The sequence below is a fragment of the Limnobacter sp. CACIAM 66H1 genome (genome assembly GCF_001601825.1).
Classification (GTDB): Bacteria; Pseudomonadota; Gammaproteobacteria; order Burkholderiales; family Burkholderiaceae_B; genus Limnobacter.
Genome location: NZ_LUJK01000022.1, coordinates 28,352 through 49,451 on the forward strand (window position 1 = coordinate 28,352; position 21,100 = coordinate 49,451).

The window sequence follows — 21,100 nt, forward strand, 5'->3', positions numbered from 1 at the left end:
GCGCGAAACCTTCTGCTGGATTAAACACTTACCAACATGTCTGATACCTCGACGATCAAGGCCCCGACCAAGCGGGGCGACGCCATATTCGCCGTGTTAACCAGTGGGGCGTCCATTTTCACGCTGCTGATGCTGGGTGGCATCATTGCATCGCTGGTTGTGGCCTCATGGCCCACCATCACTGCTTTTGGTTTCGATTTCCTGTTCACCGCCAACTGGGATCCCCCCATTGACGAGTACGGCGCTTTGGTGCCGATTTACGGCACCTTGGTGACTTCGTTCATCGCCCTGATCATCGCTGTGCCTATCAGTTTTGGTATTGCACTGTTTCTGACTGAACTGTCTCCACCCTGGTTGCGCCGCCCATTGGGTACGGCGATTGAATTGTTGGCCGCTGTTCCTTCTATCGTGTATGGCATGTGGGGTCTGCTGGTATTTGCTCCAATTTTTGCGAAGTACGTGCAGGTGCCTTTGAACGCCACCATTGGCCAGGTGCCGGTGATTGGCGCATTGTTCTCTGGCCCGCCCATTGGTATCGGCTTGCTGACCGCTGGTGTCGTGCTTGCCATCATGATCATTCCTTACATTGCGGCCGTGATGCGCGATGTGTTTGAAGTGACCCCGGTGATGTTGAAAGAGGCCGGCTACGGCATGGGTTGTACCACCTGGGAAGTGGTGTGGAAAATTGTATTGCCCCACACGAAAGTGGGTGTGATTGGCGGCATCATGCTGGGCCTTGGACGCGCTCTGGGTGAAACCATGGCCGTCACGTTTGTGATTGGTAACACCAACTACCTGAACGATATTTCGCTGTTCTCGCCGGGCAACAGCATTACGTCAGCGCTGGCGAACGAGTTTGCCGAAGCGGACGCAGGCTTGCACACATCGGCCTTGATGGAGTTGGGCTTGGTGTTGTTCTTGATCACGTTTATTGTGTTGGTCGCTTCGAAGTTGCTGTTGGCCAAGCTGTCGAGCAACGGGAGATAAAACATGAGCAGCATTTACACCGATCCGACATCAGTGCCCAAGGACAACGTAGTGACCACAGTGGCCACTGACGAGAAGATGCGCCTCAAGATGCAGTCCAAGCGCAAGCTGGTGAATACCGTTGCCTTGACTTTGTCGCTGGCTGCGATGGCCTTTGGACTGTTTTGGTTGATCTGGATTTTGTACACCACGGTGACCTTGGGTGTGAGCGGATTGTCGGCCCAATTGTTTACTGAAATGACTCCTCCGCCCAATGCAGAAGGCGGTGGCTTGGCCAACGCCATTACCGGAACTTTGCTGATGGTGGGTTTTGCCACACTGTTTGCTACCCCGTTGGGTATTCTGGCGGGTGTTCATTTGGCTGAATCCAGAAAAGACAACAAACTGGCGATCTCCGTGCGCTTTTTTAATGACATTTTGTTGTCTGCGCCGTCCATTGTGATTGGTTTGTTTGTGTATGCCGTAATGGTGCGACCCATGGGGAATTTTTCAGCTTGGGCGGGTGTGGTTGCCTTGGGTTTGATTCAAATTCCGATTGTGATTCGCACCACCGAGAACATGTTGCGCCTGGTGCCGGATGCTCTGCGTGAAGCCGCCTTCGCCTTGGGCACGCCCAAATGGAAGATGGTCATGGCCATTACCGTGAAGGCCAGCTATGCAGGCATTTTGACGGGCGTTTTGTTGGGTGTGGCGCGTATTGCCGGTGAAACTGCACCGTTGTTGTTTACAGCACTGTCTAACCAGTTCTGGAACACCGACATGATGAAGCCCATGGCGAACCTGCCCGTGATTATTTTCAACTTCGCGCTCAGTCCATTCACAAACTGGCAGGAACTGGCATGGGCTGGCGTTTTCCTGATTACCGCGGGTGTGTTGGTGTTGAACATCATTGCGCGCTCGCTACTAAAGAACTCGAAATAACTGACCTTTGAAGGCCAAGAATATGTCCACGATTGACGTTGAAGAAAAGATCAAACTTGAGGTGAAGAACCTGAATTTTTATTACGGTTCGTTTCATGCGTTGAAGTCGGTTAATTTGAGTATTCCTGAAAAGAAGGTGACCGCGTTTATCGGACCTTCCGGTTGTGGCAAGTCCACTTTGCTGCGTGTGTTCAACAAGATGTATGCCTTGTACCCGGAGCAGCGTGCTGAAGGGCAGATCTTGATGGACGGCGAAGATTTGCTAACCAGCAAGAAAGACATCGCCTTGATCCGCTCGAAGATTGGCATGGTTTTCCAAAAGCCCACGCCGTTCCCGATGTCGATTTACGAAAACATCGCATTTGGTGTGCGCCTGTTTGAGAAATTGTCCAAGGGTGAGATGGAAGAGCGCGTGGAATGGGCGCTGACCAAGGCTGCCCTGTGGAAGGAAGTCAAAGACAAATTGCACCAAAGCGGCAACGGTTTGTCGGGTGGCCAGCAGCAGCGTTTGTGCATCGCCCGTGGCATTGCGATCAAGCCTGAAATTTTGCTGTTGGATGAACCCTGTTCAGCACTGGACCCCATTTCAACTGCCAGCATTGAAGAGTTGATCACCGAGCTGAAGGAAGACTACACCGTGGTGATTGTGACTCACAACATGCAACAGGCTGCCCGCGTTTCTGATTACACGGCCTACATGTACCTGGGTGAGTTGATTGAGTTTGGCGTGACTGATCAAATTTTCCTGAAACCCAAGAAGCAAGAAACCGAAAATTACATTACAGGTCGCTTCGGTTGATGAACTTCCCAGCCTTTGGTTGATGTTCGGCTGTCAGTAAGTATTTGAATTGATTTATGAAAAACCACACATGGGTTAGCCAAGTGTGGTTTTTTGACATTTATGTTTATGCCTTATATTTGTCATGATTCTGAAATATTTGTAGGGCACTATGACCGTACTTTAATAAGTGAGGTGAAAAATGTTCAACATCAAAACAATCGCTACAGCGATTTCCGCAGGTGCCTTGGCCCTGAGCATGACTTCCGTGAACGCCGCTGAAATTACTGGTGCTGGCGCTTCATTCCCCGCTCCGATTTACTCCAAGTGGGCCGATGCCTACAACAAGGAAACCGGCAACAAAGTGAATTACCAGTCCATCGGTTCCGGTGGTGGTATCAAGCAGATTTCCGCAAAAACTGTAGATTTCGGTGCCTCCGACATGCCGTTGAAGCCTGAAGACCTGAAAGAAAAGGGTTTGATGCAGTTCCCAACCGTGATCGGTGGTGTTGTACCCGTAGTGAACCTGCAGGGCGTGGCCCCAGGCCAGATGAAATTGTCCGCTGAAGTGCTGGCCAACATTTACCTGAACAAGATTACCAAGTGGAACGACAAGGCAATTGTTGACCTGAACCCAGGTGTGAAGCTGCCAGACATGGACATCAGCGTGATTCGTCGTGCCGATGGTTCAGGTACAACCTTCATTTTCACCAACTACCTGAGCAAGGTTAGCGCTGACTGGAAGAGCACTGTTGGCGAAGGTACAGCGGTAAAGTGGCCTGTTGGCTTGGGTGGTAAGGGTAACGAAGGTGTATCCGCTTTCGTACAGCGCGTACCAGGCTCTATCGGTTATGTTGAGTATGCGTACGCCAAGCAGAACAAATTGACACACACTCAGTTGAACAATGCTGAAGGCGTGTTTGTACAGCCTTCTGAAGAGTCATTCAAAGCTGCTGCGGCAGGTGCTTCATGGTCTAACAGCTTCTACGAAATTCTGACTCAGCAGCCTGGCAAAGCCGCATGGCCCATCACTGGCGCAACTTTCATCCTGTTCCACACTGAACAGGCTGACGCTGCCAAGGCTTCTGAAGTGTTGAAGTTCTTCAAATGGGCCTACGCCAAAGGCGACAAGCTGAGCTCTGACCTGGACTATGTTCCACTGCCAGACGAAACAGTGAAGAAGATTGAAGCCGCCTGGAAGACAGTCAAAGCAACTGACGGCAAGACAATCGTGATGAAGTAAATATCAAGTTGGCTTGATTGGAAAAGGGGTCCTTCGGGACCCTTTTTCTTTTTGAATGTCAGAAAAGTTGGGATTGAGCGGGGGTAGTTTGAAGGTTACGATACATTGCAATAAAAAATGTTGTTGTAATGTTTTGCCACCGAGGCCGCTGTAATGACTTTGCCAGACTATCAACAATGGACCACGCTGCTGTATGTGGTCGCCATTCCTTACTTTTTTGCGGCCATGGCCATTGAAGGCTGGACCATGCGCAAAAAGCCTCAGGGCTTTTATGCTGGCTATGAGCTGAAAGACTCCTTGTGTTCGATTGCCATGGGCGCTTTGAAGCTGGTGACCATGGGGCTGAGTGTGTTTTGGGCCTACCCCATCATGCTTTGGCTGTTTGAATACCGGGTGATGGATTGGAACATCTCCACCTGGTGGTTCATCCCCGTGTTGTTGCTGGCTGATGACTTTTGTTATTACTGGTACCATCGCGTGGCCCACCGTTGCGCAGCATTTTGGGCAGAGCATTCCAATCACCACACCAGCGAGCGCTACAACCTGAGTACCGCATTACGCCAGTCAGTGTTGGGCCCCTTTTATACTTTTGTATTCTGGTTGCCTTTGCCCCTGCTGGGCATGGACCCTTTGGTGGTGACTTTTGCACACACGGTAAATTTGCTCTACCAGTACTGGATACACACTGAAACCTTCGAGGTGCATGGCTGGTTTGAAAAAGTGTTCAACTGCCCGCAGCATCACCGCTTGCACCATGCCAAGAATGAGGAGTACCACGACTGCAATTACGGCGGAATTTTGATTGTGTGGGATCGCTGGTTTGGTACTTACCGTGAATTCGTGCCGGGAGTGAAGCCAGTTTACGGCACACTGACCCCGGTGTTAACCACCAACCCGCTGAAGCAGGCGGTGGCCGGTTGGGGGCATTTGATTGGGAAAATGAAGGCAGCACCCGATTTCAAGAACCGGGTGCTTTGCTTGATCAAGCCGCCGGGTTGGGTGCCTGAGAAGTAACAGTCGAATTGTTTGAGCCGAAGGCCTTGTACAAAACCAAGGCCAACAGGCCGCCAATTACCTCAAACACCATGTAAGCGGGTACGTCGCCCGGTGCAATGCCGGCAAAGCTGTTGGAGAACTGCCTGCCAAAAGCGGCGGCGGGGTTGGCAAAAGAGGTACTGGAGGTGAACCAATAGGCCGCGCCGATGTAACAGGCCACCATGCCAGAAACCCGTTCTGCCTTGGCCATGAGAATGACCAGCAACAGCCCCGCAGTGGCCACAATTTCACCGGTCCAGATTCCCCAACCTGTACGAGCTTTTTCAGAGAACTGAAGGAGCTGCATATCGAACATTTGGTGAACCAGAATGGCACCGAAAAAGGCGCCAGCCAGTTGCACGATGATGTAGGGCAACAGTTCAGAACCCGGTTGGCGTTTCAGCAACACCATGGTGAGTGTGACGACGGGGTTGAAGTGCGCACCGCTGATGGGGCCAAATACTTCAATCAAAATGTAAAGGCCGAACACGGTGGCCAAGGTGTTGGCGATCAATGCCACGCCGTTGTTGCCCTCGGACAGGTTTTCGGCCATGACGCCCGAGCCAATCACGATGGCTAGCAGCAGTAGGGTACCCAAGAATTCAGCACCCAAGCGTTTGGATAAGGAGTACATATTGATTTAGCTCCGTGCGATGGCGGCCAGTGCGGTGTTCAGTTCTGCGGTGCTCATGGTGCTCAAAGGCAGCTGGATGAGTTGCATCATCTTGAAGCTGATGGCCTGCCTTGTCAGCTCGAACGCGCGAGGCTTGTTTTCCTCAAGCTCATTGGATGGGTCGGGGTAGCCCCAGTGGGTTTTCACTGGACTACCGGGCCAATAGGGGCATTGCTCGGCGGCCGCGCTGTCGCACACGGTGATCACAATGTCGATTTTTGGTGCACCGGGCTCGGTAAACACATCCCAGCTTTTGCTGGTGTATTGGCTGGTGTCGATGCCGACATTGGCCAAGGCTTGCAGGGCGTATGGGTTCACGCGACCACTGGGCGCGCTGCCAGCGCTGAAGGCCTTGATGTCTTTGCCGTACTGCCGGGCGAGGTGATTCAGCATGCCCTCGGACAGCACACTGCGTGCAGAATTGTGGGTACAAAGAATGAGTACGTTGGTGCTCATGAAGATACTTTTCCTATTTGTTCGACTTCGTGTTGAATAGCCAGTTTTTCAAGTTTTGCAATGGGCAGGGCCAGCATCAGTTCAATACGCTTGCGAAGCAGCAGGCCCACATTGCGGAATTCATGCAAGATGTGTTCATGGCTGCCTTCGGCTTTGGCTGGGTCGGGCGCACCCCAATGCGCCAAGATTGGCTGACCCGGCCAGCCGGAAAACTTCCAGCAGAATAGGCCTTGAACTGACCACGGCCCAGCTGGTTCAGAATGGCTTCTGCAAAAATGGAGCGGGCTGAATTGCCCGTACAAATGAACAGCACGTTGAATGTTTTGTCACTCATGGTGAGCCTCGTTGTGGTGTGGTGCAGTAACAGGTGTGCAGCTTTGACCTTGGCAACAGTTCTCGGTGAGGTAGGCGATGACGCCATTCATATGGGCAAACTGAGCGCTGTAGATCAGATTGCGTCCGTCACGAATGGGTTGAACCAAACCGGCGTTGCTCAGTTCTTTCAGGTGAAATGACAGGGTGGCTGCCGGTATGTCCAGCCGCTCGCAAAGTTGCCCCGGTGTAAGGCCCGAAGGGCCGGTGACCACCAAGGCTCGGAATACCCGCAAACGCGAGCTGTGTGAGAGGGCGGCCAATGCTTTGATGATGTCGTTTTCTTCCATAGTTCGATAATAATGGAAATATCGAATTGTTTTATGAAAGTTGTGTGACAAATGCACAAAAGAAAAGGTGATTTAAAGCGCCTGGTCCATGCCAGCTGGGTTGGTTCAGGCCGCTTTCCGGACAGTTGAGCCTTTGAGGGTCGTGTTTCGCGGTCGACGGGTTTTGGGAAGAGGCGCTTCCACTTGTGAGTGACCACGTAGCCAATCTGCTGCTTTGGCCCACACATGTTCGCGAGCCTGACTGCCTAAAATAACGCCCATATGCCCGCCGGGTGCAAGCAAGAATGATTTGTCTTTTGATGAGACGAGCTTCAGGCTTTTCTTGGCCATGCTGCCTGGCACCAAATGGTCGGTTTCGCCTGCAAACACCAGCATATTGGCGGTGATGTTCCCCAGGTCCGAGAATTTGTCACCAATCTTGACCTTGCCCTGCGCCAGTTTGTTGTCCACCGCAAAACGGACCATGAAGTCGCGCAACACGCCGCCTGGGTACAACATCATGTTGTTCAGGTAGTCGGCTGTGGTGGTGTGTTGTTCAACGAAATCGCGGTCGTTCAGGCGGGTCAGCAGGTCCCAGTAGGTGGTGATGCTGGCCACTGGTGCAGTGAGTTTGAACCCCAGGCTGACCATCCAGCCGGGTGGGCTGAACAGGGCAGGGTTAATGCGATCCAGCCTGAATTCGCTGTACTTGCGAATAAAACGGGCAGTGACATTCAGGGTGTTGGAGGCCACAGCCATGATGTTTTTGCCGTCGCGCAGGTCGATCGGGCTGGCCACAGTGACCAGGTTGCGGATGTGTTTGTCGTGCCCATAACCGGCATACAGCAAACAGAGCAAACCGCCCATGCACCACCCGAACAGGGAAATGTCTCTGGAGCCACTGTGTTCGCGCACGGCCTGAAGTGCTTGGCCCATCATGTCGTGGCTGTAGTCAAACAAACCCAGATGACCGTCTTTGCGCTCTGGTTTGCCCCAGTCCACCAAATAAACACGGAAGCCGGCTTCAACCATGGCTTTCACCAGGCTGCGGTCGGGCATCAGGTCGAATGTTTCGGTGGTAACTCCCAAAGGGGGCACCAGCACCAAGGGCACCGCATGTTGACGATTCGTTGAAGTCTCGATTTCGCCTTCAGCCAGGCTTGCGCCTGGTGTGGCTGCAGCCGGTGCGTAATAGCGCACGCGCATGGGCAGGTGTTCAGCAATGACCTCATATTCAGTTTTGCCCGACTGAATCAGGATTTCCTTGCGAAAAAACCAATCCGCCGCATTGGTCGCGGTATTGACGGCCAACTCATTGATTTTCAGGGCGGTTTTGAATAGTTTTTTCACGGTTGCTGCGGTGCAATGTTGAGATGTTCGAAGTTTATACGCACAGTGGGGCGTTTCGGATGAGGGTTTACTCTAAATACAGATTTCTGACCCCAACTTGAAGGTATGCCGCTGCTGTCTGTAGCCTACTCGGCATGTGTTACTTGTGCCGCACTGAACTGGTGATTTAAGAGCTGAACCTGAAGGGTCACCGCTGCCCGAAAACTTGGCATTTCGGCTTGTCGTCTTGAGCCTGCACTAAGCCAAGCCCTCCAAAAGTCACGGTCGGGTCTTGGCTTTCGCGCCAGGGCGCGATCGTTGGTCTCGGCGCGCCAAGCCGGCAAGTTTTCTGACTGGTCATCGTGCGACCCATTGCAAGTTCAGCTCCCCGTACTCCCGTGCAGCGCTTCGCCATCACCGGGCAACTCGCAGCTGTGTTCAACGCCCAATCGGCGGCGGTGTTTCGATCGCTTCGCCTTCAAGAAAACCTGCCCGTTTGAATTCACCCGCCACGCTCGGCCATGGGCCGGCACCGAGACTCGGCCCGCCCTTTTGCCGAGCGAGGTGAGTCAGGGTGAATATCAAAAAGGGAAATACAGGTTTTCTGGCGAGAGATCGGAACCCAAGCCGATCGGGCGATTAAGAAAGAAGCTGCGGGACAGCTGAGCCCAAGCCGATTGGGCCAAGCAAACCAGTAAGAGAGCAATCAGCCTTCCATGCTCGCCCAAAGCCCGCTCCAGATCCGCATGCCGGCTTGGTCCACTTCGTCCACTGCGCCTAAAAACCGCTCACGGGCCTGAACATTGACCCATTCTGCGGGCAAGAACGGGTCGTACACCACATGCTTGATTGCGGTGCCGCCCAACAAGAATGATTCACGGGCGGCGACTTCAGGTTCCAGCGTACCGGAGCGGTCAAGCCAGGTGCGCATTTTCTTTTCCAATTGTGCGTAGTTGGATTCCAGTTCACGTGGGTTCCACAAAGTAGCAATTCGGCGCTGAAGCTCGGAGTCAAAATCACGAGCCTCGAACACCGGCGCGTCTTTCTCCAAACCCAGTTTGTACAATCGATCACGCACACTTTGCAGTGTGTCTTCAATGTTGTTGGGGCGAATGAACAGGTGTTCATTCAATGGTTGAAAGCCCAGCATCAGCAAGGCACGGGCGCGTGCTCGCTGCTGTTTGGCCTCACTGCGCGAGAGCTTGTCGGCTTGTACCACAATGTAGCTGCCATCCCAAGGGCGAACCCGTGTGCTTCGGGTGCGCCAGGCGGCTACATCGTCTGCCAGCGTGTGTGCGTCGTCGGTGAGTTGGTACAGGGCGCGGCCTGCTGATTCGATCAGGCCTTCAGCCGAGAGCCGCACTAGCGCCACACGTGTGTTGTTCACGCTGATGTCAAAAATGCCGCAGGCGGCGATGGCCTGTTTGGCTGAAAGGGGTCGACCTTTGGAGGCAAGCAACAGGTCGAGAATGAGGCTTTTGGCGGTGGGTTTGCGCACGGCGTACTTGTTCTTCTAAGGCAAACCTGAAGTGTATGCAAGGCAGGCCCGGCACGCAAATTTGGTGGCTTGTTTGTGCGATGATTGCCTCACCCAGAATAAGGAGACGAAATGATCAGGGCATGGATTTCCCGGACGGCTGAGCAAGCGCAGGCCGAGATGGAAACTCTCGATGAGTCTGAGTTTGCCGGGCAGGATGTTGTGCTGAAGCTGCATTACAGTTGCCTGAACTACAAAGATGCGTTGGCGCTTACCCACACCGCGCCGATTGCGCGCAAGTACCCCATGGTGCATGGCATTGATGCGGTGGGCGAGGTGATTGAATCGAATTCAGACCAGTGGCCGGTGGGCACAGTGTGCCAGGTGAATGATTGGGGCTTGGGTGAAACGCATTGGGGCGGGCTGGCCGAGCGTGCCAGTGTGCCGGCACAGTGGATTTCACCGATTCCGCAAGGGCGAAGCGCCAGGTGGGCGGCTGCACTGGGTACGGCTGGCTACACTGCCGCCTTGTGTGTCATGGCTTTGCAAGATCACCCGGTGAAACCGGAAGACGGCCCCGTGCTGGTGACCGGGGTCAGCGGCGGCGTGGGCACGGTGGCATGTTTGCTATTGCAGCATTTGGGTTACGAGGTGGTGGGTTTGACAGGTTCAATCGATGCCATGGGTGAGCCTGTGTCCGAATCTGCGGCCAAACACTTTGAACGATTGCGGTTGGGTTCAACCCACCTGATTCATCGTGAGTCCATGTCGCGTCCTGGCAAGCCTTTGCAAAAAGAACAATTCGCGGCGGTGGTTGACAGTGTGGGCAGCCACACCTTGGTGAATGCCTGTGCTCAAACCCGATACGGTGGTGTGGTTGCCGCATGTGGCTTGGCGCAGGGCATGGATTTTCAGGGCAGCGTGGCACCTTTCATTTTGAGGGGTATTACCTTGCGTGGCATTAACTGTGTGTACCGTACCCATGCTGAGCGGGACCGCGCCTGGCGCATGTTGGCGCAGGCCTTGAATGAATATGATCTGGATTTCATGATCAAGGAAGTGCGTCTTGCCCAGGCCCTTGACAGTGCGCGCCTTGTGTTGGCCAATCAATTGCAGGGGCGTGTGGTGGTGAACTGTGCCTGAAAACCGGGCTTGGGCTTTGCCGTACCTGGCCCTGGTATTGAATGCATTGGTGTGGGGTGTGTCTTGGTGGCCGCTGCGCGAATTGCAGGGTGAGGGTTTACACCCGTTGTGGTCCTCTGCATTCACTTACCTGCTGGGTGCGGTGGCCATGTTGTGTTTCATGCCCCGGGTGTGGAGCGAGTTTGTACGTCACAAAGCGTTGTGGCTGCTGGCCCTGGCGGCTGGCACCACCATGGTGGGCTTTAATTGGGGCGTGTCGATTGGTGAAGTGATCCGGGTGGTGTTGTTGTTCTACCTGATGCCAATTTGGGCGGTGTTGATTGCGCGTGTTGCCCTGAATGAGCCGATAACCCTGAGGCCTTGCTGCGTGTGGGTTTGGCTTTCGCTGGTGCAGTGCTGGTGTTAAGCCCCAATGGTAGCTTGGGTTTCCCGGTGCCTTCAAACTTGGCGGAATGGCTGGGTTTAATGGGTGGCGCAGCATTTGCCCTGAACAACATCATGTTGCGGCATCAGGCTGCGCGCACCGCGCAGGCGCGTTTGTTCGCCATGTTTGTAGGTGGCATTGTTGCGCCAAGCGCGGTGGCCGCTTTTTTGACCCTGTTGCTGGGCGACGGGAACGGTTTTGTTCAGTGGCCTGTGTTGCCAGGGCTGTACGGTGGTGTGGTGTTGTTGGGGTTCGCAGCCACTTTGCTGGTGGCTAACTATGGTTTGCAGTATGGTGCATCGCGATTGCCGGCCAATGTGACCTCGGTGGTGATGTTGTCAGAGGTGGTGTTTGCTACGTTGTCCGCTATATTGCTGACCAACGAAGTGCTGACGCTGCAGGTTGGAATTGGCGGGTCCATGATTTTGCTGGCGGCCGCTTTAAGCGCGCTTGAAAACCAGGACACGCATTGATTGGGAGGAGAAACATGAATCATTTGTTCAAGGTGGCCTTGGCCACGGCGGCGTCTACATTGCGTGGCTGGCAGGGCATGGTGGTGACTGAGCCTGCAGCGGTTCAGCCTGAAAAACCGTTGAAACTATACGAGTTCGAAAGCTGCCCCTACTGCCGCTTGGTGCGTGAAACCCTCACGGAGCTGGCGCTGGACGCTGACATTTACCCCTGCCCCAAGGGTGGAACGCGGTTTCGTGCGGACGTGCTGGAGTTGGGTGGCAAGGCCCAGTTTCCTTTTTTGGTGGACGACAACACTGGCGTGAAGTTGTATGAGTCAGCCGACATAATCGAGTACCTGTACACCACCTATGCCAAGCGGGCAGTGCCGTTGCGCGTGAAGGCTGCGTTGCCGCAGGCGGTGTCCAGCCTGGCCAATTCGGCTTTGGGTTTGGGTGCGGGTACCAAGGTTCGTGCATCGAAAAAGCCTGAGCAAATGTTGACGTTGTACAGTTTTGAAGCATCGCCATTTTGCAGGCCAGTGCGCGAAGTGTTGTGCGAGCTGGAGATTCCTTACCACTTGGTGAATCTGGGCAAGGAGCAGTTTGCGGACATGGGGGTGAATGGCGTGCATGCTGCCGTTGGCGAATACAACCCGGTGAAGGGTGGTAAACGCGAGCAGTTCATGGCCAAAACCAACAAGATGATGGTGCCGTACCTGGAAGATCCGAACACGGGCAAAGCCATGTTCGAATCCAAAGCGATTGTGGAGTACCTGCTGGAAACCTATGGCGGGTGAGGTTTATTTCGGGATGAAGAACATCACGGTCTCTGTCCAGCCTTCGGTGTAGTGGCGCAAATACACGTTGTAGTCGTTGCGTACACCGAGAATGATTTCAGGCACTTGCCAGAAATGGGCGGGGTCGTGGTACACCGCCACGGCTAGTTTGGGGTGGTCTTCCTGAATATGCCACTTCATGCCTTCTAGTGCTTTGGGTTCTGCACCTTCCAGGTCAAGCTTGATGAAGCTCACCGATTCTGTGACCCGATTGTCGAGTGCATCCACTTCGATTTTTACACGGCCTGTTTCCGAAATTTTGCTGGCCGAGCCTGCATCTGCATCAAATGACAGAGTTTGCTTTGCATCAAACAAACCCACTGGATGGTAGTGAATGTCGCGGTGCTGGGCCAGTTTGCTTTTGGCCTTTCCAAGAGTGGTTTCAGTGGGCTCGAAAAAGTGCACACCACCATACTGCGGGCATCGCTTGATGAATTCTTCAGTGGTGTAGCCGTCAAAGCCGCCACCATCCACAAAAACCTCGCCTGGTGAAAATTTTACAAAGGGTTCGAAATATTGCTGGTCGGCTGTGTAGTCGAAAAACCGCATGGCACGCAGGTTGGCGTTCAGGCGAAACTCCATAACCCGGTTAAAGACTTCCCGCGATTCCTGATCGGTGAACAGGTCGCGCACCCATTCAAATTTTTCGGGGTGGGCTGCGTATTCTTTTTGGGTGTCTGCCAGGGCTTGCACTTGCGGCAGCAGAAAATGACTGGCGTCAGCCACTGCAAAGTAATCCATCGACACCACACCATTGAGGCGCAGCAGTTTGTTCATGGCGGTTTTTGGGGCGCGCCTGTGTCACGGTTGAAATCACCATGCTGCCAGCGGGCACCTGGCTTAATTTCAAGACAGGTTTGCCGCGATACTCGGTGGCGGTGGTGTATTCGTCAATAAAGCCGTCGAGGTTTGTACGGCTGGCCACTGCATCAGCAAACTCGTTAATGCCCAGCACATAGCGTTTCTGGGTGGTGTTGCCAAAAAATTCCGCATGAAAGGCGGCGGCGTGGGCTTTTTGACTGAGTTGTTTCATGGCGAGGCACGTAAAAGGTGACGATGAAACCAGTCTAAAGACATCGTTGACGGCGGTAGCTTCGGAAAAGCGAGGGAAAACAGGTGCTTATGGGTTGTTTAGCTCAAGCTGGGTCGTCATGCCGGGTGGGGGCTAGACTGGTATTTCCACATTCGATTACCCTGATGGCCTCATTGACAATTTTTTGGCTCGCAGGATCTGCTTATGCATTTAAATGACGTGGAATATGCCGGATTTTGGATTCGGCTAGGAGCAACCGTGGTGGATATGATCCTAATCACTGTTATCACGGCTCCGGTGCTGTATCTGATGTACGGCTCAGTCTATGGCGATGCGAATAATCCGGAAATTTACAGGGGAATGGGAGAGGTAGTCGTATCTTGGATCGCCCCTGCGATCGCCACCATACTTTTTTGGATATACCGCCAGGCCACACCTGGCAAAATGTTGTTTGCACTCAAAGTAATCGATGCTGAAACTGGCGCTACCTTGAAGCTGGGGCAGGCGATTGGTCGATATTTTGCTTACTATATTTCTTTCCTTCCACTTGGTTTGGGTGTCATTTGGATCGTGTTTGATTCGAAAAAGCGGTCTTGGCACGACAAGCTTGCCAATACTGTGGTGATCAGAGACGATCGTTTGTAACCTGTTACCTTGCTAATCCAATTACCTTCTGTCCCAAGTGCCCATCAACCAGTCCATGATGGGGTAGGTGATATTGAAATTCTTGTGCGCCATGATCCGCTGGTCGTGGTGCGTGGTGTGCAGGCGCGCAAAGCGTGTGAATCCGGGAATGCGATGCACCCAGTGATCTTCTTTCAAGTGGTACGACAGGTGCAGCAGTTCATAGTTGAGGTAATAGGCCATGCCGGTGGCTACCAGCAACAGGGCCACATTGGGGCTGAACAGCCAGGCCAGTAAAAAGCCCATGGGCACGAAAAACGCCACCACAAAAAACCCGACAATTGCGATTGGAAACAGCACGGCTTTGAAATCCTGGTTGCTGTCAATTTCCATGTGGGTGTCGGTGAAAAACTTGTGGTGTTGCAGCGAGTGCCGTTTGTACACAAAGCCAAGGCCCTTGACCGGGCGGTGCATGGCGTATTTGTGGCCCGCCCATTCCGCAAAATTGGCATACAAAAAGGTGGCGGGTATGGTCAACCATTCCAGTGCGCTGGGGGACTCTAGCCAGTAAATACACAGCGCGATCACGCCCAAGCCCAAGGTCATTGTCATGGCCAAATGCAGGTAGCCTTGGTAACCCGCTGAAATGCATTCTGCCCTGTAGTTGGCCCGAACTGAGCGGACTGCCTCGTCCTGGGACTCCTTGGGCACAAGCTGTTTGACTTTGGCATGCATGGTATTACTGTCTCCCACATTATGAATTTTATTTTGTAATGTTAGATTGCCCCTGATTGCCTTGAATTTCAAGTGCTTTTGCAAGCGCATGCGCGTGCGCTGGTACACTTTGGGAAAAGACAATTCCAAAAGCAGCAAAGGAGACTCACCATGAACGCACCGCTTTCAAGTACCCCACCCGCCCATATTGGCCAACAGGAATGGCAGGCCCGCGTTGATTTGGCTGCAGCTTACCGTTTGGTGGCAATGCACAAATGGGACGATTTGGTGTTCACGCATATTTCGGCACGGGTGCCCGGCGAAGACGGCCACTTCTTGATCAACCCCTATGGTTTCATGTTCGAAGAAATCACCGCCAGCAGCCTGGTGAAGGTGAACATGAATTGCGAGAAAGTGGACAACAGCCCCTACGACGTGAACCCGGCCGGTTTTACTATTCACAGCGCTGTGCATGCCATTCGGCATGATGCGCACTGCGTGATGCACACCCACACCGTGGCGGGCGTTGCGGTGTCTATTCAGGAACAGGGTTTGTTGCCAATTTCACAGCAGTCCCTGTTTCCCTTGGCTGGGCTGGCGTATCACGACTACGAAGGTTTGGCCTTGCGCGAAGATGAGAAGGCCCGCTTGCAGGCCGATCTCGGCGAAGCCAACAACCTGATTTTGCGCAACCATGGTTTGCTGACCTGTGGTGCCACGGTGGCCGATGCGTTTTTGAACATGTTCATTTTGCAGCGCGCCTGTGAGGTTCAAATTGCGGCGCAATCGGGTGGCGCGCAATTGATTCCGATTGCCCAACCGATTGTGGACGGTATCAAGGCAGCGGCTGCGCAGGTAACCCGCGGTTTGGGTGGCAATATTGCCTGGCCCGCGCTATTGCGCAAACTGGATCGCGAGCAGCCGGATTACAAAAACTGACGATTAGGGATTGTTTCCACCAGTCACGGTGGAAACATACTTCGCCAGAATTTTCATTTGATCCACGGTCAAATGATCAACAAAAGGGGGCATGCCCCCTTTGCCGTTTTTAAGTGCATTCAACACGCGTTCTTCGCTGGGTTTGAGCACATCGAGCACCGGACCAATTTTGCCCTTGGTGCCAGCATCGGCCAGGGTGTGGCAAATGGCGCAGGCCGGGTCCGCATCGGTTTGAAACAGTTTGCGACCCTGTTCAAGAATGGCGGCGTCGTCCATGGCGAAAGCATTGAATGTGCTCAGGCTTAACACCAACATGCAGCTGAATTTCACCATGGCTGAACTCCCTGTGTTTGATCACGCCCTTAATTTGCGGGCCTTGAACAAGCCCCAACTGCTATCCAGAATATAGAAAAACAGGGCTTTCAGGGCGCTCTCGTTCGGGACAGGGTTTTTGCCTTTGCCCATGCGGTGAATTTGGCGGGTGTACCACTGAATTTCCAGCAAGCCAGTGCGGTCCACGGCTTTGACACCGGTAATCAAAGGCTTCACAGGGTGCAAGGCTTCTTTGTTGTCCAACAGGCGCTTGGGCAAATCGGGTTCAATGGCAATCGAGCGAGCAAGGCCAATCAAATCCACAGCACCGCTGTTCAGCGCTTCTTTCATGCCGCCCACGGTGCGAAAACCCCCAGTCAGCATCAGTGGCACTTTGCACACGGCACGTACTTTCTCCGTGAAGTCGATGAAGTAGGCCTCGCGCTTCACGGTGCTTTCCTTCTTGGGTTTTGCACTTGCGCCCGTCATGGCGGGGGCTTCGTAGGTGCCGCCCGACACTTCAATCATGTCGATCCCTCGCGCAGTCAATTCCTGGATCACCGCCAGTGATTCTTCCTCTGAAAAGCCACCCTTTTGAAAGTCGGCTGAATTCAGCTTGATGCCCACCGGGAATTTGGGCCCCACTTGTTTGCGCACTTCGTCGTACACCGCCAGAACAAAGCGACGGCGGTTTTCGGCGTTGCCACCCCACTGGTCAGTGCGCTGATTGCTCAGTGGGCTCAAAAACTGGCTGATCAAGTAGCCATGCGCGCCGTGAATTTGCACTCCATCAAACCCCGCGTCTTTGCACACTTTTGCAGTGCGGCCCCAGCGGGCAATCAGATCAAGGATTTCAGTCTCGGTCAGTTCGCGTGGCGTGGCAAACATCATTTGCAGACTTTTGTGGAAAGGCACCGCCGAAGGCGATACGGTTTCCTTGTTCATGCCCTTGGGGCACTGTTTGCCAGGGTGGTTGATTTGCACCCAGATTTTGCTGCCATTTGCTTGGCCTGCCTTGGCCCACTGCTGCAACAAGGGCATGTCGCGGTCGTCTTCAATCACCACGTTGCCCGGCTCTGCACGTGCCCGGCGGTCAATCATCACATTCCCGGTTATATTCAAACCAATGCCACCGGCTGTCCAGCGCTGGTAGACCCGCACAATTTGTGGTGTAACCCGGTTGTCGCGGGTGCCCAAGGCTTCGCTCATGGCGGCTTTCACCAAGCGGTTGGGAACAGTGGCGCCACAGGGCAAGGTCAATGGGTCGCGAAGTTCAATGCGCATCGTGGGGGTCTCCGGTGGTTCTAAATTGAAAATTATTGTTGTCACATGGTAGCTTGGGTGCATGAAAAAAATTGAAGTCAACACACTAATTTTTACGGCTTTCGCCATGTGTGCGTTTGCGGCCAATTCCTTTTTTTGCCGTGCGGCCTTGGGCGCCGGGCAAATAGACCCTGCCAGCTTTACAGCCATTCGCCTGATTAGCGGGGCCGTCACGCTGTGGCTGTGTTTACGCATTCAAAACAAGGGCGGACAGCAGGGCAGCTGGGCGGGCGCTTGGGCACTGTTTGGTTATGCCGTGCTGTTTTCCATGGCCTATTTGTACATGAGCACAGGCACCGGTGCGCTGATTTTGTTTGCCAGTGTTCAACTCAGCATGATTGCCTATGCCGCCACACAAGGTGATCGATTGAGAGGTTTGCGTGCTTTGGGTGCAGTGGTAGCGGCTGCGGGCCTGGTGTTGTTGTTGTGGCCGCACTTGCAAACACCAGCCTCAGTGCTGGCTGCGGTCAGTATGGCTTTGGCGGGTGCCTGTTGGGGTGTGTATTCCGTGGTGGGCAAGGGTTCCAAATCGCCTTTGGCTGACACCGCAGGTAATTTTTCCAGGGCAGCCATCCTGATGGTGTTGGTGTGGATGGCCGTGTACTTTTCCGCCAAGGCAGGTGTGCACATTCCGGGTGTGACGATGGAGCGCGGCTTGGCCCTGTACACCGTGTATCTGCCAACACCCACCGTGGCAGGCGTGTTGTTCGCCTTGGCTTCGGGCTGCCTGGCCAGTGGCATTGGTTATGCCGTGTGGTACAAGGTATTGCCGGCGTTACCCACCACCTCGGCGGCCAGTGTGCAACTGAGCGTGCCGGTGATTGCGGCGCTGGCGGGCGTGGTTTTCCTGAACGAGGCTGTGACTGTTACCTTATTGGTGGCCATGGTCATGACCCTGGGCGGTGTGTATCTGGTTTTGCGCGCCAAGCGTTAAAGTCTTCTAAATTCAAATTGGCTGGACATTGAATCGATGAATGAAGTTTCGAAACCCGAAGACGAGAATAACAAGCCTGCCGGGCCGAGCCCGCAGAACGCGTCAAGCCTGTCCAATCTGGCCAAGCAGTTTTACCTGCAACATTGGGGCTTGCTGCTCAGTGCTGCCTTGGTGTTGGCGGTGGTGATCAATTTGTGGCCTGTATTGGCGCCCTTCGTGGCTGCATTTGTTCTGGCTTATTTGTTGGCAGCACCCAGCCGTTGGGTGCATGGCAAGTTGCGCGGGCGCATTCCCCTGCCGGTGTGTGCTGTACTCACTTTTTTTGCGCTGTTGCTGATTTTCTCCAGTGTGGGCCTGCTGTTTATTCCGGTGGTGTTGACCCAGCTTGAACTGATTCAAAACAATTTGCCGCAACTGATTGTGAATGTGAAGCGCACGGTGCTGCCATGGCTCAATGAGGTGTTTGGCCTCGCTGTGGTGGTGGACAGCACTGAGATGCGAGACCGGATCGCGGCCTATATCAGCGAAAACCGAGGCACGCTGGCTGAGATCAGTACAAAAATTTTGCGCTCGGGTTCGCAGTCGGTGTTGGGCATTACCGGCTTTGTCTCGCTGACTGTCATTGCCACATTGTTCATTCTTCCCGGCTGGACTCAAATTACCAAGCAGTTTCAGCAGGTCTTTCCGCCGCATCTGTGGAGGCGTGCACAACCCTTGTTCAGCGAAATCGACTCCGTCATGACCGAATACATCAAAGGCATGATGATCGTCATGCTGTTTCTCAGCACTTTTTATTCAATCGGCTTGAGTGTGGTGGGGCTTCAAAGTGGCTGGGCGTTGGGCATGTTGGCGGGCGTGCTGTGTGTGGTGCCTTACCTTGGTTTTGCTGTAGCTTTGCTGGTGGGCTTGTTGACAGCTGCGCTTGAGTTGCAGGGTTTCTTGCCGATTTTCCTGGTGCTGCTTGTTTTTGTGGTGGGGCAGTTTCTGGAAGGTTTTGTGCTGACCCCCTTGGTGGTGGGCGACAAGATTGGCTTGTCGGCACTCGCGGTAATTTTTGCCCTCGCGTTTTTCGGTGCCATATTTGGCCTGGTGGGAGTATTCCTTGCGTTGCCGCTGGCAGCAATTTTCAAAGTGGCCTACATGCATGCGTTTGCTCACTACGAGAAAAGCGACTATTACACGCGGGGCACTTGAATAAAAAAAACCGGTGGGCTGCTCACTTCTCCCACCGGCTGATCAGCCCAAAGTTTCTGTCACGAAATTTTTAAGCTGCGTTTGCTTTCAACTGGCTGTTCATGCGTGCGCGGATGGCATTTGCAATCTCAGTGTTGGGCTTGCGGCCAGAACCTTCAACAGACGCCACAAAATTGTCGATCTCTGTCAGGAAGCGGCTGTTGTCGTGCATCCAGGGGTGGAAGTCGGCTTTGAAATAGTCCAAAAACTCGCCATTGGCAACCGGGTTGCGCAACACGCCTACCTTCTTACCCCACAGCATTTTGGTCACGGTCCAGAAGCCCTTCAGGTGCCCACCTTGAATGGTTTTGTCGGCAAACACCAGGCGCATGTGGAAGTAAGCCACCAGTGGCCAGAAAATGGCCGTGGCCAGCACCATGGCCAAGCGCCGTGTGAAGCGATTGTGCATGTTGTCGGGCAAGACATGGTTCCACACGTCATAGGCCACAGCTTTGTGTTCGGTTTCTTCGTAGGCGTGCCAAGTCCACATCTGCTTGTAGGCGGGGTCGGATTTCTCGCCAAGCACTTCTGGGTTGCGCAGCAGTTGGTCAGCCATCAGCGCAGTGTAGTGTTCCAGCGCAATGGTGCCTGCCAGTGTGAGGCGTTTGCCCAGTGTCTTTTTGATGAAAGCCAAAAAGCCCCACAGGAAGTTGTCCAGCTGGGATGCAGGCAGGCCAGCCCGGTCCAGCATCTCGTTGTATTCAACGTGCTCGCGGCTGTGCATGGCTTCCTGACCGATAAAGGCCACCGCTGCTTTTTTCAATTCAGGGTCGGTGATGTCGTCGCGGTAGTTGCGCACGGCGTCCATGAACATGCGCTCGCCAGCCGGAAAGAACAACGACAGGGCGTTCATGAAATGGGTCACATGGGGACCTTGCTCATGCCAATTGGATACCTTTTCTTCAGGCAAATTCAATTTGACATCGCGGCGTACAGGCATGATGTTTTTCATGGTTTGACTCCTACACTTGTTTTATTGTTGTTATCACAACTAACCGTGACATTGCACAATGTAACAATAAAATTTCATGTCCACAATAGCAAAACCTGAGTACCCCTTCTAGAAAATAATGCGGGTTTACCCGGAGTTTGCTGTGCTATTCCTGCACGCCAAGTGTGCTTTTGAAGCGGTCTGGAATGGGCGTAGAGCGACCCGTTTCCGGACTGACCCACACCATTTTTGCGCTGCCGGTTGCCACCAGAACTTCGGGAGTATCGGTGCGGCGCATCTCGTATTTTTGCACCAGGCTGCTGCGGCCCACTTCACCTGCAAACACCTTGATTTCAACAACACCGGGCGCTTTCAATTCTTTCAGAAAGCTGCATTCGGTGTGAACGATCACCACGTACGCGGGGTTGTTGTCCATGTTTTCCGGAAACAGCGCTATCCATTCCACACGGGCCTGCTCAAAACAACGGAAGTACACGGTGTTGTTGACATGCCCGATTTGGTCCATGTCTCCCCAGCGCAATGGCACAGTGGTGGTGTAGATTTCTTTCATGTTTTATCGCTGGTTGCGTTGTTCGGTGCGCCATTGCCAAGGGGCTTGTGGCGCTGTTTGTTGCCACAAGCCTCTGCGTGCCTTGCGGGCC

Annotated in this window: 25 protein-coding genes and 1 pseudogene; 13 read left to right on the top strand and 13 right to left on the bottom strand. The window is 53.7% G+C overall.

The features are described 5' to 3' along the window. Positions 1–36: 36 nt before the first annotated feature. The 5 genes from pstC (at position 37) to A0129_RS08155 (ending at position 4,943) form a co-directional block, all read left to right on the top strand. Positions 37–987 carry a phosphate ABC transporter permease PstC gene (gene pstC, locus A0129_RS08135; RefSeq protein WP_105027988.1) on the top strand — a complete coding sequence of 317 codons (951 nt, stop codon included), beginning with the start codon at positions 37–39 and terminating at the stop codon, positions 985–987. Positions 988–990: 3 nt separating this feature from the next. Further along, a complete protein-coding gene (gene pstA / locus A0129_RS08140) occupies positions 991–1,908 on the top strand; it encodes a phosphate ABC transporter permease PstA (RefSeq protein WP_255411418.1) in 918 nt (305 codons plus the stop codon). A 22-nt stretch (positions 1,909–1,930) separates the two neighbouring features. Continuing rightward, entirely contained in the window at positions 1,931–2,707 is a 777-nt protein-coding gene (pstB, locus tag A0129_RS08145; protein ID WP_105027989.1) for a phosphate ABC transporter ATP-binding protein PstB, read from the top strand. Between the two features lie 190 nt (positions 2,708–2,897). After that, positions 2,898–3,929 (top strand): phosphate ABC transporter substrate-binding protein PstS, encoded by a 1,032-nt coding sequence (pstS, locus tag A0129_RS08150; RefSeq protein WP_291714097.1) that lies wholly within the window; start codon positions 2,898–2,900, stop codon positions 3,927–3,929. A 153-nt stretch (positions 3,930–4,082) separates the two neighbouring features. Continuing rightward, positions 4,083–4,943, top strand: coding sequence for a sterol desaturase family protein (locus A0129_RS08155; RefSeq protein ID WP_291714060.1), 861 nt, complete (start codon positions 4,083–4,085; stop codon positions 4,941–4,943). Here the strand turns inward: A0129_RS08155 and A0129_RS08160 are convergent. The 6 genes and pseudogenes from A0129_RS08160 to A0129_RS08185 form a co-directional block, all read right to left on the bottom strand. Beyond that, the gene (locus A0129_RS08160; protein WP_291714062.1) at positions 4,912–5,598 is read right to left on the bottom strand and encodes an MIP/aquaporin family protein; all 687 of its coding nucleotides are present in this window, start codon (positions 5,596–5,598) and stop codon (positions 4,912–4,914) included. The genes A0129_RS08155 and A0129_RS08160 overlap by 32 nt on opposite strands. A 6-nt stretch (positions 5,599–5,604) precedes the next feature. Further along, positions 5,605–6,093, bottom strand: a complete 489-nt coding sequence (locus A0129_RS08165) for an arsenate reductase ArsC (RefSeq protein WP_291714064.1) — start codon at positions 6,091–6,093, stop codon at positions 5,605–5,607. Continuing rightward, positions 6,090–6,427 (bottom strand): annotated as a pseudogene (locus A0129_RS08170) (hypothetical protein). The gene A0129_RS08165 and the pseudogene A0129_RS08170 overlap by 4 nt, the downstream one beginning before the upstream one ends. Continuing rightward, a complete protein-coding gene (locus A0129_RS08175; protein WP_291714066.1) occupies positions 6,420–6,755 on the bottom strand; it encodes a helix-turn-helix domain-containing protein in 336 nt (111 codons plus the stop codon). The pseudogene A0129_RS08170 and the gene A0129_RS08175 overlap by 8 nt, the downstream one beginning before the upstream one ends. Before the next feature lie 105 nt (positions 6,756–6,860). Further along, a complete protein-coding gene (locus tag A0129_RS08180) occupies positions 6,861–8,084 on the bottom strand; it encodes an alpha/beta fold hydrolase (RefSeq protein ID WP_291714067.1) in 1,224 nt (407 codons plus the stop codon). A 685-nt stretch (positions 8,085–8,769) separates the two neighbouring features. Further along, a complete protein-coding gene (locus A0129_RS08185; protein WP_291714069.1) occupies positions 8,770–9,561 on the bottom strand; it encodes a PaaX family transcriptional regulator C-terminal domain-containing protein in 792 nt (263 codons plus the stop codon). Positions 9,562–9,672: 111 nt separating this feature from the next. Here A0129_RS08185 and A0129_RS08190 point away from each other — a divergent pair, with 111 nt between their 5' ends. Genes A0129_RS08190 through A0129_RS08205 form a run of 4 tightly spaced genes read left to right on the top strand, consistent with a single transcriptional unit; the run spans position 9,673 to position 12,356 of the window. After that, complete coding sequence (locus tag A0129_RS08190; protein ID WP_291714071.1) at positions 9,673–10,683, top strand: MDR family oxidoreductase; 1,011 nt, start codon at positions 9,673–9,675, stop codon at positions 10,681–10,683. Continuing rightward, positions 10,676–11,089 carry a DMT family transporter gene (locus A0129_RS08195; RefSeq protein WP_291714073.1) on the top strand — a complete coding sequence of 138 codons (414 nt, stop codon included), beginning with the start codon at positions 10,676–10,678 and terminating at the stop codon, positions 11,087–11,089. The genes A0129_RS08190 and A0129_RS08195 overlap by 8 nt, the downstream gene beginning before the upstream one ends. Continuing rightward, entirely contained in the window at positions 11,053–11,580 is a 528-nt protein-coding gene (locus A0129_RS08200; RefSeq protein ID WP_291714074.1) for a hypothetical protein, read from the top strand. Before A0129_RS08195 ends, A0129_RS08200 begins: the two co-directional genes overlap by 37 nt. A gap of 14 nt (positions 11,581–11,594) precedes the next feature. Then, a complete protein-coding gene (locus tag A0129_RS08205; RefSeq protein ID WP_291714076.1) occupies positions 11,595–12,356 on the top strand; it encodes a glutathione S-transferase N-terminal domain-containing protein in 762 nt (253 codons plus the stop codon). 3 nt (positions 12,357–12,359) lie between these two features. Here the strand turns inward: A0129_RS08205 and A0129_RS08210 are convergent, their stop codons facing one another. Both A0129_RS08210 and A0129_RS08215 read right to left on the bottom strand, forming a co-directional pair. Then, positions 12,360–13,172: an FkbM family methyltransferase gene (locus A0129_RS08210; RefSeq protein ID WP_291714078.1), complete on the bottom strand. Its 813-nt coding sequence runs from the start codon at positions 13,170–13,172 to the stop codon at positions 12,360–12,362. Beyond that, entirely contained in the window at positions 13,114–13,428 is a 315-nt protein-coding gene (locus A0129_RS08215) for a hypothetical protein (RefSeq protein ID WP_291714080.1), read from the bottom strand. The genes A0129_RS08210 and A0129_RS08215 overlap by 59 nt, the downstream gene beginning before the upstream one ends. Before the next feature lie 204 nt (positions 13,429–13,632). Between A0129_RS08215 and A0129_RS08220 the strand changes: the two genes are divergently transcribed. Then, complete coding sequence (locus A0129_RS08220; protein ID WP_291714082.1) at positions 13,633–14,073, top strand: RDD family protein; 441 nt, start codon at positions 13,633–13,635, stop codon at positions 14,071–14,073. Positions 14,074–14,094: 21 nt separating this feature from the next. Here the strand turns inward: A0129_RS08220 and A0129_RS08225 are convergent, their stop codons facing one another. Beyond that, entirely contained in the window at positions 14,095–14,787 is a 693-nt protein-coding gene (locus A0129_RS08225; protein WP_291714084.1) for a sterol desaturase family protein, read from the bottom strand. A gap of 150 nt (positions 14,788–14,937) precedes the next feature. On the opposite strand from A0129_RS08225, the gene A0129_RS08230 reads away from it, so the two are divergent. Further along, entirely contained in the window at positions 14,938–15,705 is a 768-nt protein-coding gene (locus A0129_RS08230) for a class II aldolase/adducin family protein (protein WP_291714086.1), read from the top strand. A gap of 3 nt (positions 15,706–15,708) precedes the next feature. On the opposite strand, the gene A0129_RS08235 is transcribed toward A0129_RS08230, so the two are convergent. Next, positions 15,709–16,038 (bottom strand): cytochrome c, encoded by a 330-nt coding sequence (locus A0129_RS08235; protein WP_291714089.1) that lies wholly within the window; start codon positions 16,036–16,038, stop codon positions 15,709–15,711. 21 nt (positions 16,039–16,059) lie between these two features. Continuing rightward, positions 16,060–17,301 (bottom strand): NADH:flavin oxidoreductase/NADH oxidase family protein, encoded by a 1,242-nt coding sequence (locus A0129_RS08240; RefSeq protein ID WP_105028006.1) that lies wholly within the window; start codon positions 17,299–17,301, stop codon positions 16,060–16,062. A gap of 61 nt (positions 17,302–17,362) precedes the next feature. On the opposite strand from A0129_RS08240, the gene A0129_RS08245 reads away from it, so the two are divergent. Both A0129_RS08245 and A0129_RS08250 read left to right on the top strand, forming a co-directional pair. Continuing rightward, positions 17,363–18,274, top strand: a complete 912-nt coding sequence (locus A0129_RS08245; RefSeq protein WP_168426874.1) for a DMT family transporter — start codon at positions 17,363–17,365, stop codon at positions 18,272–18,274. A 36-nt stretch (positions 18,275–18,310) separates the two neighbouring features. Beyond that, the gene (locus A0129_RS08250; RefSeq protein WP_291714091.1) at positions 18,311–19,468 is read left to right on the top strand and encodes an AI-2E family transporter; all 1,158 of its coding nucleotides are present in this window, start codon (positions 18,311–18,313) and stop codon (positions 19,466–19,468) included. Between the two features lie 70 nt (positions 19,469–19,538). Here the strand turns inward: A0129_RS08250 and A0129_RS08255 are convergent, their stop codons facing one another. Together A0129_RS08255 and A0129_RS08260 are read right to left on the bottom strand one after the other, a co-directional pair. Next, on the bottom strand, positions 19,539–20,459 hold the full coding sequence (locus A0129_RS08255) for a metal-dependent hydrolase (RefSeq protein WP_291714093.1): 921 nt from the start codon (positions 20,457–20,459) through the stop codon (positions 19,539–19,541). Between the two features lie 145 nt (positions 20,460–20,604). Beyond that, complete coding sequence (locus A0129_RS08260) at positions 20,605–21,009, bottom strand: thioesterase family protein (protein WP_291714095.1); 405 nt, start codon at positions 21,007–21,009, stop codon at positions 20,605–20,607. Positions 21,010–21,100 lie beyond the last annotated feature (91 nt).